Source organism: Sphingobium sp. Z007 (assembly GCF_900013425.1).
Lineage (GTDB): Bacteria > Pseudomonadota > Alphaproteobacteria > Sphingomonadales > Sphingomonadaceae > Sphingobium.
The window spans coordinates 2,877,501-2,891,469 of sequence record NZ_FBXK01000005.1 but is presented as its reverse complement, the minus strand read 5'-3'; the positions used below and the strand labels follow the sequence as shown (position 1 = coordinate 2,891,469).

Below are 13,969 nucleotides of genomic sequence, written 5' to 3'. Positions count from 1 at the left end.
TCAGGGCTGCACCACCTCGAACATATCCTCGATACCCTGCTCCGCGGGCACATCATCCCGTTCCTGTGCCTGGCGGTTCCACATCAGGGCGTAGAGGCCGTCGGCGCGGACCAGGTCGGCATGGCGGCCGCGTTCGACGATCACGCCCTTGTCCAGCACGATGATCTCGTCCGCATCGACCACGGTCGACAGGCGGTGGGCCACCACCAACGTCGTGCGTTTGCGGCTGATGTCGCGCAGCACGGTCTGGATTTCGGTTTCGGTGCGGCTGTCCAAAGCGCTGGTGGCTTCGTCCAGCACCAGCACCGGCGGGTCTTTGAGCAGAGTGCGGGCGATGGCGACGCGCTGCTTCTCGCCGCCCGACAGTTTGAGGCCGCGTTCGCCGACGCGGGTGTCATAGCCCTTGGGCAAAGTCAGGATGAAGTCATGGATCGACGCCGCCCTGGCCGCCGCCTCGATCTCCTCCTGGGTCGCGCCTTCGCGGCCATAGCCGATATTATAGCCGACCGTGTCGTTGAACAGCACCATGTCCTGCGGCACTATGCCGATCGCGGCGCGCAGCGAGGCTTGGGTGACCCCGGCTATGTCCTGGCCATCGATCGACACCTGGCCAGACTGAATGTCGTAGAAGCGGAACAAGATGCGGGCGATGGTGGATTTGCCCGCGCCGGACGGACCGACGATCGCCAGCGTCTTGCCGGCCGGCACCGTGAAGCTGACATCGTGCAGGATTTCGCGTTCCGGGTCGTAACCGAAGCGGACATGGTCGAAGCGCACTTCACCGCCGCGCGCCTGCAAATCCGGCGCGCCGGGCGCATCGGCGATTTCCTGCGGCGTGTCGATCAGCTTATACATCGCCTCCATGTCGATCAGCCCCTGGCGGATGGTCCGATAGACCATGCCGAGCAGATCGAGCGGACGGAAAAGCTGGCTGAGCAGCGTATTGACCAGCACCACGTCGCCGGTGGTGAATTGTCCTTTGCTCCAGCCCCAGACGGTATAGGCCATGGCGCCGGCCATCATCAGGTTGGTGATGAGCGACTGGCCGATATTGAGCCAGGCGAGGCTGTTCTCGCTCTTGACCGCCGCCTGCGCATAGCGGCGCATCGACGTGCCGTAGCGGGTCGCTTCGCGCTGTTCGGCGCCGAAATATTTGACCGTCTCGAAATTGAGCAGGCTGTCGACCGCATGGGCGACGGCGTTGGTGTCCATGTCCACCATGTCACGGCGCAGCTGGTTGCGCCATTCGGTGACGGTGCGGGTGAAGAGGATATAGAGCGCCACCATGACCACGGTCGCGACAACCAGGCCAGCGCCGAACTTGACGAAGAAGATGACGCAGACCGCGACCAGTTCCAGCACGGTCGGGGCGATGTTGAACAGCAGGAAATAGAGCATCGTGTCGATGCTCTTGGTCCCGCGCTCCACGATCTTAGTGACCGCGCCGGTGCGGCGGTCCAGATGGAAGCGCAACGACAGGCGGTGGAGATGGACGAACACATCGTCGGCCAGCCGCCGTCCGGCCTCCTGCCCGACCTTTTCGAAGACGGCGTTACGGAGGTTGTCGAACAGCACGCCGCTGAACCGCGCGCCCGCATAGACCGCGACCAACGCCATGGCGAGGCCGACGGCCGGCTCCATGCCGGGCGCCATCCGATCGATCGCCGCCTTGTAGGCGAAGGGCATGGCGAGGCTGACGGCCTTGGCCAGCAGCACCAGCCCCATGGCGAGCGCGACCCGGCGGCGCAGCGCGGCGGAGTCGGCGGGCCAGAGATAGGGCAGGAAGCGGCGGAGCGTCGCCCAGACGGGCGGGATCGGCGCGGAGGAGGCGATATCGGGCGGCATTGCGGTGCTATGTAAGGGCAATGGTGCGGCAATCCAATGGAAAGGGTGCACCATGCAGGCGCGCCTCCATACGGCGCGTTCGATGGGCGGCGCCGGCGCAACCGAACGCCAACGGAACAAAGCGACGCCTCCCCCTTTCCCTTTGCGGCGACGCGGGGCATGATGGCTGCGTCGAAGCGTATCGCAGGAGGCAAGACAGCCGCATGTTCGGGTCATTATGGAATCGGATGTTCGGCAACAAAGCCGATCGCCCCGAACCCAAAGCGCCGCAGCCGGTACTGGAGGCCAGCTATGATCCGGTCGCCGCGCTGCGCGAGCTGGTGCGGCGCGATGTCGCGGGCGGCTTTTTCGACGACGACGCGATATTGACCAATGCGAACGACATGTTCGAGGAGGAACTGCCCCGGCCGCTGCTGCGGGTCGAGGCGTCGGCAGCGTTGCGCGCGGCGCTGGCCGAGCATCGCGCCGCCGAGCAGGGCTGGTCCGACACCACCGATTGCGACCGGCTGGATGCTGCCTTTGCCGCGCTGGAGGAAGAGGGCGTGGTCGCGCGGCAGAATTTCACCTGCTGCGGCACATGCGGCGCGACCGAGATCTGGGACGAGATCGAGGCGGCGCAGGAGGAGGGTGTGGCGGTGGAAGGCTATGCCTTTTTCCATATGCAGGACACCGAAGCCGCGGTGGAAGGCGGCGGCCTTTATCTGAATTACGGCGCCTGCGAAGAGGGTGAGGCCGCTGCGGTCGCGATCGGCCATCGTATCGTCGAGCAGTTGCAAGCCCATGGGCTGAGCACTGGATGGGACGGCCGACTGGAGCAGCGGATCGGCGTGGCGCTGGACTGGAAGAAGCGGCGCAGCGTGCGCGTGCTGGAGAGTTGATCGCGGGCGGCGGCGCGACGGCATAGGTCATGGGGCGAAGTTCACACCGTTGTCAGCTTTTTCGGGGCGATTGCGTCGGCTTGGCGCGTGCGACGCGCCTGTTGGGCCACCGATAGGCGTCAGCGACGCGACAGCGGCCCGACCCGCAACGCGCGCCCGACGCGCCTGTCGGGTGACGATCGCGCGATGCGACGCCATGCCTGTGCGCCTGTCCCGCCCCGGCCATGCGTCAGCCAATCGTCGGTGCGAGCGGGTGGAGATGGCCGGCGATCGGGTCAGCCAAGGCGCGGGCATGGAGCGTCAGCGCGTGGCTCCAATCCCGGTCGAAGGCGGTGCCAGCCAGGCGACGCCGCAGGCGATGCGCGCTGGACGGCGACATGCCCGCTGTCCGCGCCGCGCGGGCGACGCTGCCGCATGCGAACAGGGTGGTGAGGAAGAGGCGCTGCCGGGCCGGGGTCCAGTGCGCGCGGGCGGTGGGGGGTGCGGGTGTCTGTTCCATCCGACAGGATAAACCAGACGAAATCCTACATTGGAAGCAAATAGGATTCAGGCGGGGCGGAGATGCTGGCGGAACCAGTCGGCAAGGTCATCCTGGCCGATCTCACCCGCGGCGAAAGCCAGCATCATCTGGGTTGCGTCCGTCGGATCGAAGGACAGCGCCATGTCGTTCAACGCCAGAAACAAGCGCGCCAGGACCCAGCCCGTGCGCTTATTGCCATCGGCGAAGGGATGATTGCGGACCACGCCAAAGGCATAGGCGGCGGCCAGCGCGCAGCGATCCTCCTCACCATAGGTCCATTGATTGACCGGGCGCGCCAGCGCCGATTCCAACATGCCTTCGTCGCGCGTGCCGGTGCCGCCACCATGTTCGGCCAGTTGCCGATCATGGATGGCGAGCGCGACGGCTTTTTCGATCCACACGGGTTCGGCGCGGTTTTCGTCCTGTACGGACATGGGCGCTTACTTCGCCAGCACGCGCAATATGTCGCGATCCTCGCGCATGATCTGTTCGGCGAGCGTCATCTTGGTATCGAAGTCGGGATCGGCGGCGGTGATGCGGATGCCGTCGGGCGCTTCGGTGACATAGAGCGTATCGCCCGGCCCGACACGGAGTTGGGCCAGCAACTCCTTGGGCAGGATGACCCCGGCGCTGTTGCCGATCTTCGTGATTTTGAGGGGCATGTTCATACGGAGGTTATAACATAAAGTCGTATCATCGCCAAATGCCCGATATCGAGGCTAGCCCGCTATTGGCCCGTGGCCATAACAAGCGAAGATTTCCATCATTCGGTCAGCGCCGATCCCATGCTCCTGCGCAACAGCCAGGGGATGATCGTCATCCATCACCCAAAGGAGTGGACGCTGCCTGCCGGGCCGAAGTTGAACCCACACGCCGATCGTCTCATTCCCATCAAAGGCAGCCCACCGATTGCAGAGCCAGCCACTCCACAATTCCTCCTGCGAGGGACGGCTTGAATCAAAGCCTTCAATATATTTTTCAAAGTTTTGCCGTGAGAGCGTGGACCAGCAGCCAAAGCCGAAATGGTCATCCATGCCGTGCACGGGGATAGTCAATATGCAACGAATGAAGAAATGCTCGCCGTTCAACACACAAAAATCTTCGGATAGAAAATCGCCGTCCATTCTGAGCGCACCATTCGGCTCATATTCAGGAGCATGGGGCCATGGATCGGGCGCGTTCGCGGCCAAGTCAAACGGCCAACCATGTTCTTGATCGCACGAGCCGCAGAGCCAGCGCCCTTTCTTTAATTGTTCAGATGGCGTCGAAGCGCGAGCAGGGCGCAAAATATTTAACATATGCTGCGCCCAGTTCGCCATCAATCATGCTCCCTGCCGCCAGCGCCCATATACAGTTCGCTGCCGCTGTCCTTGAACACCTTGCTCATTTCTTCCATGCCCTTGAGCGCGGCGGCTTTGCTGGCGGCGGCGGTTTCTGCGCCGGTGGGGCCAGTGGCGATGAAGCCTTCGACGTTCTGGTTCTGCTTGGCGGCGAAGTCGCGGACTTCCTGGCTGATCTGCATCGAGCAGAATTTGGGGCCGCACATCGAGCAGAAATGGGCACTTTTCGCGCCTTCGGCCGGCAACGTCTGGTCGTGATATTGCTCGGCGGTTTCGGGGTCGAGGCTGAGGTTGAACTGGTCGCGCCAGCGGAATTCGAAGCGGGCGCGGCTGAGCGCATCGTCGCGGACCCTGGCGGCCGGGTGCCCCTTGGCGAGGTCGGCGGCGTGGGCGGCGAGTTTGTAGGTGACGACGCCGACCTTCACATCGTCGCGGTCGGGCAGGCCCAGATGCTCCTTGGGCGTGACGTAGCAGAGCATCGCCGTGCCGTACCAGCCGATCATCGCCGCGCCGATCCCTGAGGTGATATGGTCGTAGCCCGGCGCGATGTCGGTGGTGAGCGGCCCCAGCGTGTAGAAGGGCGCTTCGCCGCAGACCTGTAGCTGCTTGTCCATATTCTCCTTGATCTTGTGCATGGGCACATGGCCTGGCCCTTCGATCATCACCTGCACATCCTGTTTCCAGGCGCGGTGGGTCAGTTCGCCCAGCGTGTAGAGTTCGCTGAATTGCGCTTCGTCATTGGCGTCGGCGATCGATCCGGGGCGCAGGCCGTCGCCCAGCGAATAGGCGATGTCATAGGCCTTCATGATTTCCGTGATGTCGTCGAAATGTTCGTAGAGGAAGCTTTCCTTGTGATGGGCGAGGCACCATTTCGCCATGATCGATCCGCCGCGCGACACGATGCCGGTGACGCGCTTGGCGGCCATCGGGATATAGGCCAGGCGGACGCCGGCATGGATGGTGAAATAGTCGACGCCCTGCTCGGCCTGCTCAATCAGCGTGTCGCGGAAAATCTCCCACGTCAGGTCTTCGGCGACGCCGCCGACCTTTTCCAGCGCCTGATAGATGGGGACGGTGCCGATCGGCACGGGCGAGTTGCGGATGATCCATTCGCGCGTGTCGTGGATGTTGCGGCCGGTGGACAGGTCCATCACCGTATCCGCGCCCCAGCGGATCGACCAGACGAGCTTGTCGACTTCGGACGCGACGTCGGAGGCGACGGCCGAATTGCCGATATTGGCGTTGATCTTGACCAGGAAATTGCGGCCGATCGCCATCGGTTCGGATTCGGGATGGTTGATATTGTTGGGGATGATGGCGCGGCCGCGGGCGATTTCGTCACGGACGAATTCGGGCGTCACATAGTCGGGGATGGACGCGCCGAAGCTTTCGCCGTCGCGGACATATTCGGCGAGGCGGGCGCGGCCGAGATTCTCGCGCTCCGCCACATATTCCATTTCCGGGGTGATGATGCCGCGGCGGGCATAGTGCATCTGGGAGACGTTGGCGCCGGGCTTGGCGCGCAGGGGGCGTTTGACCAAATTTGGGAAAGGCTGGACGCCGCCGGACCTGTCGGGGCCTTTGAGGCCGTTATCTTCCGGTTTGATTTCGCGCGCGTCATATTCCTCGACATCGCCCCGCGCCATGATCCAGTCGCGGCGCAGCTGGGGCAGACCCGCCATGATGTCGATGCGGGCGTCCGGGTCGCTATAGGGGCCGGACGTGTCATAGACGCGCACCGGCGGCTCGCCGCTGCCCGGCTCCAGATGGATTTCGCGCATCGCGACCTTGAGCGGGCCGACATGGATTTTCTTCGACCCGCGAATGGGGCCGGTGGTGACGCGCATTTCGGTGCGGGCGGGGACATCTGCCATGAGGATACCTTTCAGACGGAAATGGTGGCGCGGCCGGTGAGGCCCGCGAGGAAAAGGAGGAGGCCCAGCACAAGGGCGGCGATGGCCCAGGCGCGGATGAAGTTGGTGGACCAGTGGCCAATGCGGATCAGCGGGCCGGGCACGGCCAGCAATGTCGCGCCCTCGATCAGGGCGACATAGCCGATCAGGCTGACGATGACGGCGAGTGGATCGGTCCAGATGCTGTGGACCAGCACCAATGTCGCGCCGACCGCGAAGACGGCGAAACCCAGCGCGACGACCAGGCCCGGCGATCGGTTGAGATCGTCCATGATAGCGCGCCAGCGCTGCGGATTGGCCACGCCGCCAATGCCCATCACGATCAGGTAAAGACCGATAATTTCGGCCAGGCGCAGCGTCAGAACGCTTATCGTGTCCATGGGTCCGCCTTTCTTCGCCTCTTTTCAAGGGCGACGGGCGGGTGCGGTCTGCTGGTCCAACAAGCCGTCCCTCCCTACGCCGGTCTCAACCAGATCAGGTTCAACGGGTCGTGGCCACATCAGCCACCTCTCAACCGCCTGTGAGCGGTCCCCCGGGGAAGCTGGACAGGGTAAGGACTAAACGGCACAAGGTCCAGCACGATATGTTCGATCCCCCTCCTCTCGATCTTTCCACCAAAGCGGGCCGCAAGGCCTGGCGGCGTGAGATGCGCATGGTGGCGGTGCGGCCGCGGCGTTGGGGGTTGTGGCTGTTGACGCTGGGCTTTCTGCTGTTGATGGCGCCGCCCGCCTTTGGCCTGCACAGCCTGTGGGGCTGGTCGCCCAGCATCATCGGGAGCCTGTTGATGCTGGGCGCGTTACCCCTGCTGATCGCAGGTGCGCTGTTGCGACGGCGCTATCGGCAGGGCCGGATGAGTCGGCCAAAGGCGGATGAGGCATGAAGAAAAGGATATTGCTGTTGGTGACCGCTGCGATGCTGACCGGCGCGGGTACGCCCCCTGCCCCCATTTCTGTCCCCACCCCCGCCCCTGCGGATGATCCGTTCATATGGCTGGAGGACTGGACCGGCCCGCGCGCGATGCAATGGGTGGAGGCGGAGAATAAGGCGACGGTCGCGACCCTACAGGGCGATCCCCGTTATGCCGTCTACTTCAAGGAGGCCCTGGCGATCGCGTCGGCCAAGGACCGGATCGCCATGCCCATGCTGCTCCATGGCCGCGTCTATAATGTCTGGCGCGATGCCGATCATCCCCAGGGCATCTGGCGCTATACCAGCGAGGCCGACTACGCGACTGACGCGCCGCGGTGGACGACTGTGCTGGACCTGGATGCGCTGTCCAAGGCGGACGGGAAGAAATGGGTGTGGAAGGGCGCGACCATCCTCGACCCCGACGAGCGGCTGGCGCTCATCAACCTGTCGGACGGTGGGGAGGACGCCGTGACGTTGCGCGAGTTCGACCTGACGAGCGGGCAGTTCGTGGCGGGTGGGTTTGATATTCCAACCTCGAAACAGAATACAGCCTGGCTGGACAAGGACACGTTGCTGCTCGCCCGCGATTGGGGGGAAGGCAGCATGACCGTGTCGGGCTATCCTTTCGTCGTGAAGACATTGAAGCGCGGGCAGCCGTTGTCGCACGCGCAGGAGATTTATCGCGGTGCGGCCAGCGATCAGGTCGGCACGTTTCCGATACTGATGTCCGACGGGGCGGGCAATCGCGCGGCATTTTTATATCGCGGCGTGACCTTCTTCGGCAACGAAACCTATCTGGTGACGGATGGCGGGGTGAAAAAGCTGCCCTTGCCCGCCAAGAGCCAGTTGCAGGGCATGGTGCAGGGCCAGGTGCTGATCCAGACCAGCCAGGAATGGACGAGCGGCGGCGTGACCGTGCCGACGGGATCGCTGGCGGCGGTGCCGCTGGCTGCCTTGCAGTCCGGGGCGACGCTGAAGCCCGACATCTTGTTCGCGCCCAATGCGCGCCAGTCGATCGATGGCGTGACGGCGACGAAGGATCGGGTGATCCTGGCGATCAACGACAATGTGCGTGGCCGGGTGATGGTGCTAACGCCGGGCAAGGACAGGTGGACGACGACGCCCGTCGCCCTGCCCGATAATGCGACCATCTCGATCGCGACGTCCACGCACAAGAGCGACAAGGCCTATCTGTCGGTGGCCGGGTTTCTGGCGCCGACGACGCTTTGGGCCATCGATGCGGCCAATCCTGCGCCGCTACAGGTGAAGGCCATGCCCGCGCGCTTCGATGCCGCTGGCCTGGTAGTCGACCAGTTCGAGGCGACATCGACCGACGGGACCAAAATCCCCTATTTCATCGTCCATCGCAAGGACATGCCGTTGGATGGTACGACGCCGGCGATCATGACCGCCTATGGCGGTTTCGAGGTGCCGATGACACCCAGCTATGGCGCGATCACCGGGAAGCTTTGGCTGGAGCGGGGCAACAGCGTCGTGCTGGCCAATATCCGGGGCGGCGGGGAATTCGGCCCGGACTGGCATGAGGCCGGGTTGAAGACGAAACGACAGATTATTTACGACGACTTTGCCGCGGTGGCGCAAGATATCTTCGCGCGGAAATTGTCCAGCCCGGCAAAGTTTGGCATTTATGGTGGGTCCAACGGCGGGCTGTTAATGGGCGTAGCGTTCAACCAGCATCCAGAGCTTTGGAATGCGGTCACGATTCAGGTGCCGCTGCTGGATATGATGCGCTACGAGCAGATCGCGGCCGGGGCCTCCTGGGTCGACGAATATGGCAGCGTGTCGGTGCCGGAGGAGAAGGCTTTTCTGGAAAAGATTTCGCCCTACGCGAACATCCGCCGCGGCCGGAAATATCCCGTGCCCTATATCTGGACCACGACAAAAGACGATCGGGTCGGACCGCAACATGCGCGCAAATTCGCGGCGCGGCTGAAGGATTATGGGCTGCCCTATTATTTTTACGAGGACACCGCTGGCGGCCATTCGGGTGATGCGGACATCGCGCAGGGTGCGCGGTTACAGGCGATGCAGATGGTGTATTTCAGCCGGCAGTTGAAAGGCGCTGATCGTTGAAGCAAAGATGGAGGTAAGCGGGGCCTGGAGGCCGCAGATCAGGCGGCTTCGGCGATCGGTTGCTGATCTGGCCGCCAGTTCCACGGCATGAGTTCATCCCAGCGGGCAGCAGGCCATTCGCCCGCGATCCTGGCGATGACATCGGCGATGTAGGCCTGCGGTTCGAGGCCATTAAGTTTGGCGCTTTCGATAACGGAATAGATGGCCGCAGCCCGATCGCCGCCTGTTTTTGAGCCTGCGAACAACCAGTTTTTGCGGCCAAGGGCCACGCAACGCATGGCGCGCTCGGCTATGTTGTTATCAATCTCCAGGCGGCCATCGTCGAGAAAGCGCGTCAGCGCGATCCAGCGCTTGCAACCATAAGCGATCGCCTTGGCCATCTCCGACTTGGGCGAAAGACGGCGCAGGGCATCGTCGAGCGCCTGGCGCAGGTCGTCGATCAGCGGCTTGGTACGGTCCTGTCGGCTTCGTCGTCGGATATCGGGCTGGTGGCCGCGAACCTCCGCCTCGATCTCATAGAGTAGGCCGATGCGTTCCAGCAGATCAGTGGTGAGCGGTGTCGGCTTGGTGGCGTGGATGTCGAAGATCTTGCGACGAAAATGCGCCCAGCAGGCGACCTCGGTGACGCGGTTGGTGTCGTAGAGCTTGTCATATCCGGCATAGCCATCCGCCTGGAGATAGCCGGTGAAACTGGCCAGCTGCCGTTGGGGATGTGCGCCTGTCCGGTCGGTGGTGAACTCATACCAGACCAGCGGCGGGGTCATGGCACCGCAGCCCCGATCGTCGACGGCATAGGCCCAGAGCCTGCCAGTTGCCGTCTTGCCACGTCCCGGATCGAGCATGGGGACCGGCGTATCGTCGGTGTGGATCTTTGAAGCGGTCAGTCCGACCTCGCGGATACGGCTAATGATCGGATCGAGCAGCACGGATGCCTGGCCGACCCAGCCTGCCAGCGTCGAGCGGTCGATCTCGATGCCCTGCGCGGCCATGATCTCGGCCTGGCGGTATAACGGAAGGTGATGGTCGAACTTGGAGACGACGACATGGGCCAGGGTGCTGAAGGTCGCCTTGCCCCGCGCTATCGCCTTCACCGGCGCGGGCGCTTGCACGATCTTCTCGCAGGCCCGGCAGCTATATTTGGGGCGGATGGTCCGAACGACGCGCCACTGCACCGGCACGGCATCGAGCATCTCGTCGCTATCCTGCCCCAGCGGCCGCAGCGCGCCGCCGCAGTCGGGACAGGTGCAGTTACCCTGCTCGGGCTCGATCCGCTGCTCCTCGCGCGGCAGATGAGCTGGCAGCGTCCGAACCGGTGATGGCCGATCGACGGCTACCGGATCGCCTCGACGCGCGGCGGCGACGATGGCCTCGCCTTCGAGTTCTTCAAGGGCCAGCTCAAGCTGAGCAATCTGGGTATCGAGCTTCTCGGACGACTTGCCAAACTGCATCCGCTTGAGGCGCGCAATCTGCACGCGCAGCGTATCGATCAGGATGTCGCGGGCGGAAATATCGGCGTGGGCAGCTGCCAATGCAGCTTCAAGCTCGGCGATCCGAGCGTCTTTATCAGGGGTGGAAAGGCCTGCGTCCGACACCACGATCATATAGCAGATCGATGGTCGAAACGCTAATAAAAGCACCAGAAAATGGGCGTTTTACCCCGCCAGTGAAGGAGTGAAAGTGCGTTCAGGTCGCCGCCAGTCGATGCCTTCCAAGAGCATCGAAAGCTGCGCCGCCGTCATCACCACCGACCCCGTCTTGGTCGACGGCCACACAAAGCGCCCCCGGTCCATCCGCTTGGAAAACAGGCACATGCCCTGGCCGTCATACCAGAGCAGCTTCACCAGATCGCCGCGCTTGCCGCGAAAGGCGAATAGCGCGCCGGAATGCGGGCTTTGCTCCAGGACCTGCTGCGTCATCACGGCAAGGCCGTCAAAACCCTTGCGCATGTCTGTCGCGCCGCAGGCCAGGAATATTCGCGTCGATGGTGGCAGCGGGATCATCGTGTCAGGATACCGATCACCCGCGACAGGGCATCGGCATCGACCGTGGCATCCACGCTCACCCTGATACCCGAAGGCAACTCGATCCCGATCAAGCCGGGGACGAGCGGTGCAATGGGAGCGGGCAACGCTGGCGGCTCGCTGATCCGGACCTCAGCGAAGGCTGGCTCGGGCAGCTTGCGAACCCCGGCAAGCTCACCGGACATCGCCTGTCGCCGCCATGTGTAGATCGAGCCGCTGCCGACATCATGGCGTTCACAGGCCGCGCGCACGCAGCCCTCCGGGCCAAATGCATCCCGCAGCACGGCCAGCTTCTGATCCACCGTCCAGCGCCGCCGGCCCGACACGCGGCTAACGACTTCTATCCGACTACTCATACGACCGCTCGTATGAGTAGTCGCTGCACAGCTCGCTGAATCCCCGATCTCGTCCGACACCCGCCACCCCCGCTCAAAGAGCGGCAATCATCCCGGCGAATGCCCGGCATGCAAGGCGGCCGTCAGACCCCGCTTACAGATGGAGAGGAGGCGGATGGCCGCTTCTCCACCTTGCATGGTTGAAAGGTAGGCAATAAAAAACCCCGCTTGCGGGCGGGGTTGTATGTGGCACAATGGGTCTTCGCCTTCGCGGGGACAACGCAAAGCCTAAGCTCACTGCGTTCGCTAACACTTTGCGTTGGTTGCGGGAGTAGGATTTGAACCTACGACCTTCAGGTTATGAGCCTGACGAGCTACCGGGCTGCTCCATCCCGCGCCACCAACGATAAAAGGGCGACCTTTTGGGTCGCCCTTTTTTTGACTGTGAATGGGTTTATGATCCGATATATGCGCGCGCTGCAATGCCTGGCGACGCCCTACTCTTCCAGTGCTTGAGCAATAGTACCATCGGCGCAGACTGGTTTCACGGCCGAGTTCGGGATGGGATCGGGTGGGTCACAGACGCTATGGTCACCAAGCAATGAAGCGGGCGCATATAAGGGGGTTTTAATCGATGCCGTGCACGGTATTTTGATAAGCTTGTATGTGAAGCTTCTTATCTGGGCTGGCTTAACAACCGACCATGTTTTGACGGCCTGTTTTCCAGGGCTGTCATTGATGGTGGGACTCTACGGTTCCTTGTGGGAACCGTTTAAGCGCGAATAGGACAATTAGTATCGGTTAGCTTCATGCGTTACCGCACTTCCACATCCGATCTATCAAGGTCGTGGTCTTCGACCGTCCTAAGAAATCTTATCTTGAGGGAGGCTTCCCGCTTAGATGCTTTCAGCGGTTATCCCGTCCATACATAGCTACCCAGCTGCGCCCTTGGCAGGACGACTGGTACACCAGAGGTATGTTCAACCCGGTCCTCTCGTACTAGGGTCAACTCCTCTCAAATTTCGACGCCCACGGCAGATAGGGACCAAACTGTCTCGCGACGTTCTGAACCCAGCTCACGTACCACTTTAATTGGCGAACAGCCAAACCCTTGGGACCTGCTCCAGCCCCAGGATGTGATGAGCCGACATCGAGGTGCCAAACGATTCCGTCGATATGAGCTCTTGGGAATCATCAGCCTGTTATCCCCGGCGTACCTTTTATCCGTTGAGCGATGGCCCTTCCACGAGGGACCACCGGATCACTATGACCGACTTTCGTCTCTGCTCGACTTGTCAGTCTCGCAGTCAGGCGGGCTTATGCCATTGCACTCTAACAGACGGTTTCCAACCGTCCTGAGCCCACCATCGCGCGCCTCCGTTACTCTTTAGGAGGCGACCGCCCCAGTCAAACTACCCACCACAGAGGGTCCCTGCACCGGATAACGGTGCGAGGTTAGACATCAGAAAACAGCAGGGTGGTATTTCACCTATGGCTCCACATCAACTGGCGTCGATGCTTCAAAGCCTCCCACCTATGCTACACAGCTCTTTCCTAATGCCACTCTGAAGTTGCAGTAAAGGTGCACGGGGTCTTTCCGTCTAACCGCGGGTACTCCGCATCTTCACGGAGAATTCAATTTCGCTGAGCATATCCTGGAGACAGTGGGGAAGTCGTTACGCCATTCGTGCAGGTCGGAACTTACCCGACAAGGAATTTCGCTACCTTAGGACCGTTATAGTTACGGCCGCCGTTTACCTGGGCTTCAATTCAGTGCTTGCACACCTCCTCTTAACCTTCAGGCACCGGGCAGGCGTCAGGCCCTATACGTCGTCTTGAAGCCGACTTAGCAGAGCCCTGTGTTTTTGCTAAACAGTCGCTACCCCCTGGCCTGTGCCCCCCATAAGAGCTTGCGCTTATATGGGGCCTCCTTCTTCCGAAGGTACGGAGGCAATTTGCCGAGTTCCTTCAGGATACTTCTCTCAAACGCCTTGGTATACTCTACCATTCCACCTGTGTCGGTTTAGGGTACGGTCTATACGGAGGGGCTATTTCCTGGGACAACTTCACAGCCTGGAGCAATCCAATAAGCCCAGACCATTTACGCCATCCGT

13 protein-coding genes, 1 tRNA gene, 2 rRNA genes and 1 riboswitch (1 of these 17 running past the window's edge) are annotated in these 13,969 nt (G+C 62.3%); of the genes, 3 read left to right on the top strand and 13 right to left on the bottom strand.

The window, feature by feature from the left end; translation table 11 throughout:
• Positions 1-1,845, bottom strand: coding sequence for an ABC transporter ATP-binding protein/permease (locus tag CEQ44_RS21945; RefSeq protein WP_088184219.1), 1,845 nt, complete (start codon positions 1,843-1,845; stop codon positions 1-3).
• Positions 1,846-2,072: 227 nt separating this feature from the next.
• Between CEQ44_RS21945 and CEQ44_RS21940 the strand changes: the two genes are divergently transcribed.
• Positions 2,073-2,723, top strand: coding sequence for a hypothetical protein (locus CEQ44_RS21940; protein ID WP_254913857.1), 651 nt, complete (start codon positions 2,073-2,075; stop codon positions 2,721-2,723).
• Positions 2,724-2,952: 229 nt separating this feature from the next.
• Here CEQ44_RS21940 and CEQ44_RS21935 read toward each other — a convergent pair whose 3' ends face one another.
• From CEQ44_RS21935 to CEQ44_RS21910, 6 genes are read right to left on the bottom strand one after another with little or no spacing between them, the layout of a single operon-like run.
• A complete protein-coding gene (locus CEQ44_RS21935) occupies positions 2,953-3,222 on the bottom strand; it encodes a LysR family transcriptional regulator (RefSeq protein ID WP_088184221.1) in 270 nt (89 codons plus the stop codon).
• 47 nt (positions 3,223-3,269) lie between these two features.
• On the bottom strand, positions 3,270-3,677 hold the full coding sequence (locus CEQ44_RS21930; protein WP_088184222.1) for a type II toxin-antitoxin system death-on-curing family toxin: 408 nt from the start codon (positions 3,675-3,677) through the stop codon (positions 3,270-3,272).
• A gap of 6 nt (positions 3,678-3,683) precedes the next feature.
• Positions 3,684-3,911 (bottom strand): AbrB/MazE/SpoVT family DNA-binding domain-containing protein, encoded by a 228-nt coding sequence (locus CEQ44_RS21925; RefSeq protein ID WP_088184223.1) that lies wholly within the window; start codon positions 3,909-3,911, stop codon positions 3,684-3,686.
• Positions 3,912-3,962: 51 nt separating this feature from the next.
• The gene (locus tag CEQ44_RS21920; protein WP_088184224.1) at positions 3,963-4,562 is read right to left on the bottom strand and encodes a DUF2199 domain-containing protein; all 600 of its coding nucleotides are present in this window, start codon (positions 4,560-4,562) and stop codon (positions 3,963-3,965) included.
• Complete coding sequence (gene thiC, locus CEQ44_RS21915) at positions 4,562-6,457, bottom strand: phosphomethylpyrimidine synthase ThiC (protein WP_088184225.1); 1,896 nt, start codon at positions 6,455-6,457, stop codon at positions 4,562-4,564. Before thiC ends, CEQ44_RS21920 begins: the two co-directional genes overlap by 1 nt.
• Before the next feature lie 11 nt (positions 6,458-6,468).
• Entirely contained in the window at positions 6,469-6,876 is a 408-nt protein-coding gene (locus CEQ44_RS21910) for a DUF2065 family protein (protein ID WP_088184226.1), read from the bottom strand.
• Positions 6,877-6,930: 54 nt separating this feature from the next.
• Positions 6,931-7,041: riboswitch (TPP riboswitch) on the bottom strand.
• A 38-nt stretch (positions 7,042-7,079) separates the two neighbouring features.
• On the opposite strand from CEQ44_RS21910, the gene CEQ44_RS21905 reads away from it, so the two are divergent.
• Together CEQ44_RS21905 and CEQ44_RS21900 are read left to right on the top strand one after the other, a co-directional pair.
• The gene (locus tag CEQ44_RS21905; protein ID WP_088184227.1) at positions 7,080-7,376 is read left to right on the top strand and encodes a hypothetical protein; all 297 of its coding nucleotides are present in this window, start codon (positions 7,080-7,082) and stop codon (positions 7,374-7,376) included.
• Complete coding sequence (locus CEQ44_RS21900; protein WP_176400319.1) at positions 7,373-9,499, top strand: prolyl oligopeptidase family protein; 2,127 nt, start codon at positions 7,373-7,375, stop codon at positions 9,497-9,499. The genes CEQ44_RS21905 and CEQ44_RS21900 overlap by 4 nt, the downstream gene beginning before the upstream one ends.
• 38 nt (positions 9,500-9,537) lie before the next feature.
• Here the strand turns inward: CEQ44_RS21900 and CEQ44_RS21895 are convergent, their stop codons facing one another.
• From CEQ44_RS21895 to CEQ44_RS21870, 6 genes are all read right to left on the bottom strand, one after another.
• The gene (locus tag CEQ44_RS21895) at positions 9,538-11,100 is read right to left on the bottom strand and encodes an IS66 family transposase (RefSeq protein WP_088185653.1); all 1,563 of its coding nucleotides are present in this window, start codon (positions 11,098-11,100) and stop codon (positions 9,538-9,540) included.
• A 51-nt stretch (positions 11,101-11,151) separates the two neighbouring features.
• Complete coding sequence (gene tnpB, locus CEQ44_RS21890) at positions 11,152-11,499, bottom strand: IS66 family insertion sequence element accessory protein TnpB (protein ID WP_006957496.1); 348 nt, start codon at positions 11,497-11,499, stop codon at positions 11,152-11,154.
• Positions 11,496-11,876 carry a transposase gene (locus CEQ44_RS21885; RefSeq protein ID WP_088185654.1) on the bottom strand — a complete coding sequence of 127 codons (381 nt, stop codon included), beginning with the start codon at positions 11,874-11,876 and terminating at the stop codon, positions 11,496-11,498. The genes tnpB and CEQ44_RS21885 overlap by 4 nt, the downstream gene beginning before the upstream one ends.
• Before the next feature lie 299 nt (positions 11,877-12,175).
• Positions 12,176-12,252, bottom strand: a tRNA-Met gene (locus CEQ44_RS21880).
• An 87-nt stretch (positions 12,253-12,339) separates the two neighbouring features.
• Positions 12,340-12,454 (bottom strand): 5S ribosomal RNA (gene rrf / locus CEQ44_RS21875).
• Between the two features lie 173 nt (positions 12,455-12,627).
• Positions 12,628-13,969, bottom strand: a 23S ribosomal RNA gene (locus tag CEQ44_RS21870) (it continues 1,455 nt past the right edge of the window).

What these genes read in the sequence shown, in the direction of transcription:
- tnpB (WP_006957496.1), bottom strand. Translation starts at nt 11,499, where the DNA reads ATGATCCCGCTGCCACCATCGACGCGAATATTCCTGGCCTGCGGCGCG.
- CEQ44_RS21925 (WP_088184223.1), bottom strand. Translation starts at nt 3,911, where the DNA reads ATGAACATGCCCCTCAAAATCACGAAGATCGGCAACAGCGCCGGGGTC.
- CEQ44_RS21945 (WP_088184219.1), bottom strand. Translation starts at nt 1,845, where the DNA reads ATGCCGCCCGATATCGCCTCCTCCGCGCCGATCCCGCCCGTCTGGGCG.
- thiC (WP_088184225.1), bottom strand. Translation starts at nt 6,457, where the DNA reads ATGGCAGATGTCCCCGCCCGCACCGAAATGCGCGTCACCACCGGCCCC.
- CEQ44_RS21940 (WP_254913857.1), top strand. Translation starts at nt 2,073, where the DNA reads ATGTTCGGCAACAAAGCCGATCGCCCCGAACCCAAAGCGCCGCAGCCG.
- CEQ44_RS21910 (WP_088184226.1), bottom strand. Translation starts at nt 6,876, where the DNA reads ATGGACACGATAAGCGTTCTGACGCTGCGCCTGGCCGAAATTATCGGT.
- CEQ44_RS21920 (WP_088184224.1), bottom strand. Translation starts at nt 4,562, where the DNA reads ATGGCGAACTGGGCGCAGCATATGTTAAATATTTTGCGCCCTGCTCGC.
- CEQ44_RS21895 (WP_088185653.1), bottom strand. Translation starts at nt 11,100, where the DNA reads ATGATCGTGGTGTCGGACGCAGGCCTTTCCACCCCTGATAAAGACGCT.
- CEQ44_RS21885 (WP_088185654.1), bottom strand. Translation starts at nt 11,876, where the DNA reads ATGAGTAGTCGGATAGAAGTCGTTAGCCGCGTGTCGGGCCGGCGGCGC.
- CEQ44_RS21905 (WP_088184227.1), top strand. Translation starts at nt 7,080, where the DNA reads ATGTTCGATCCCCCTCCTCTCGATCTTTCCACCAAAGCGGGCCGCAAG.
- CEQ44_RS21930 (WP_088184222.1), bottom strand. Translation starts at nt 3,677, where the DNA reads ATGTCCGTACAGGACGAAAACCGCGCCGAACCCGTGTGGATCGAAAAA.
- CEQ44_RS21900 (WP_176400319.1), top strand. Translation starts at nt 7,373, where the DNA reads ATGAAGAAAAGGATATTGCTGTTGGTGACCGCTGCGATGCTGACCGGC.
- CEQ44_RS21935 (WP_088184221.1), bottom strand. Translation starts at nt 3,222, where the DNA reads ATGGAACAGACACCCGCACCCCCCACCGCCCGCGCGCACTGGACCCCG.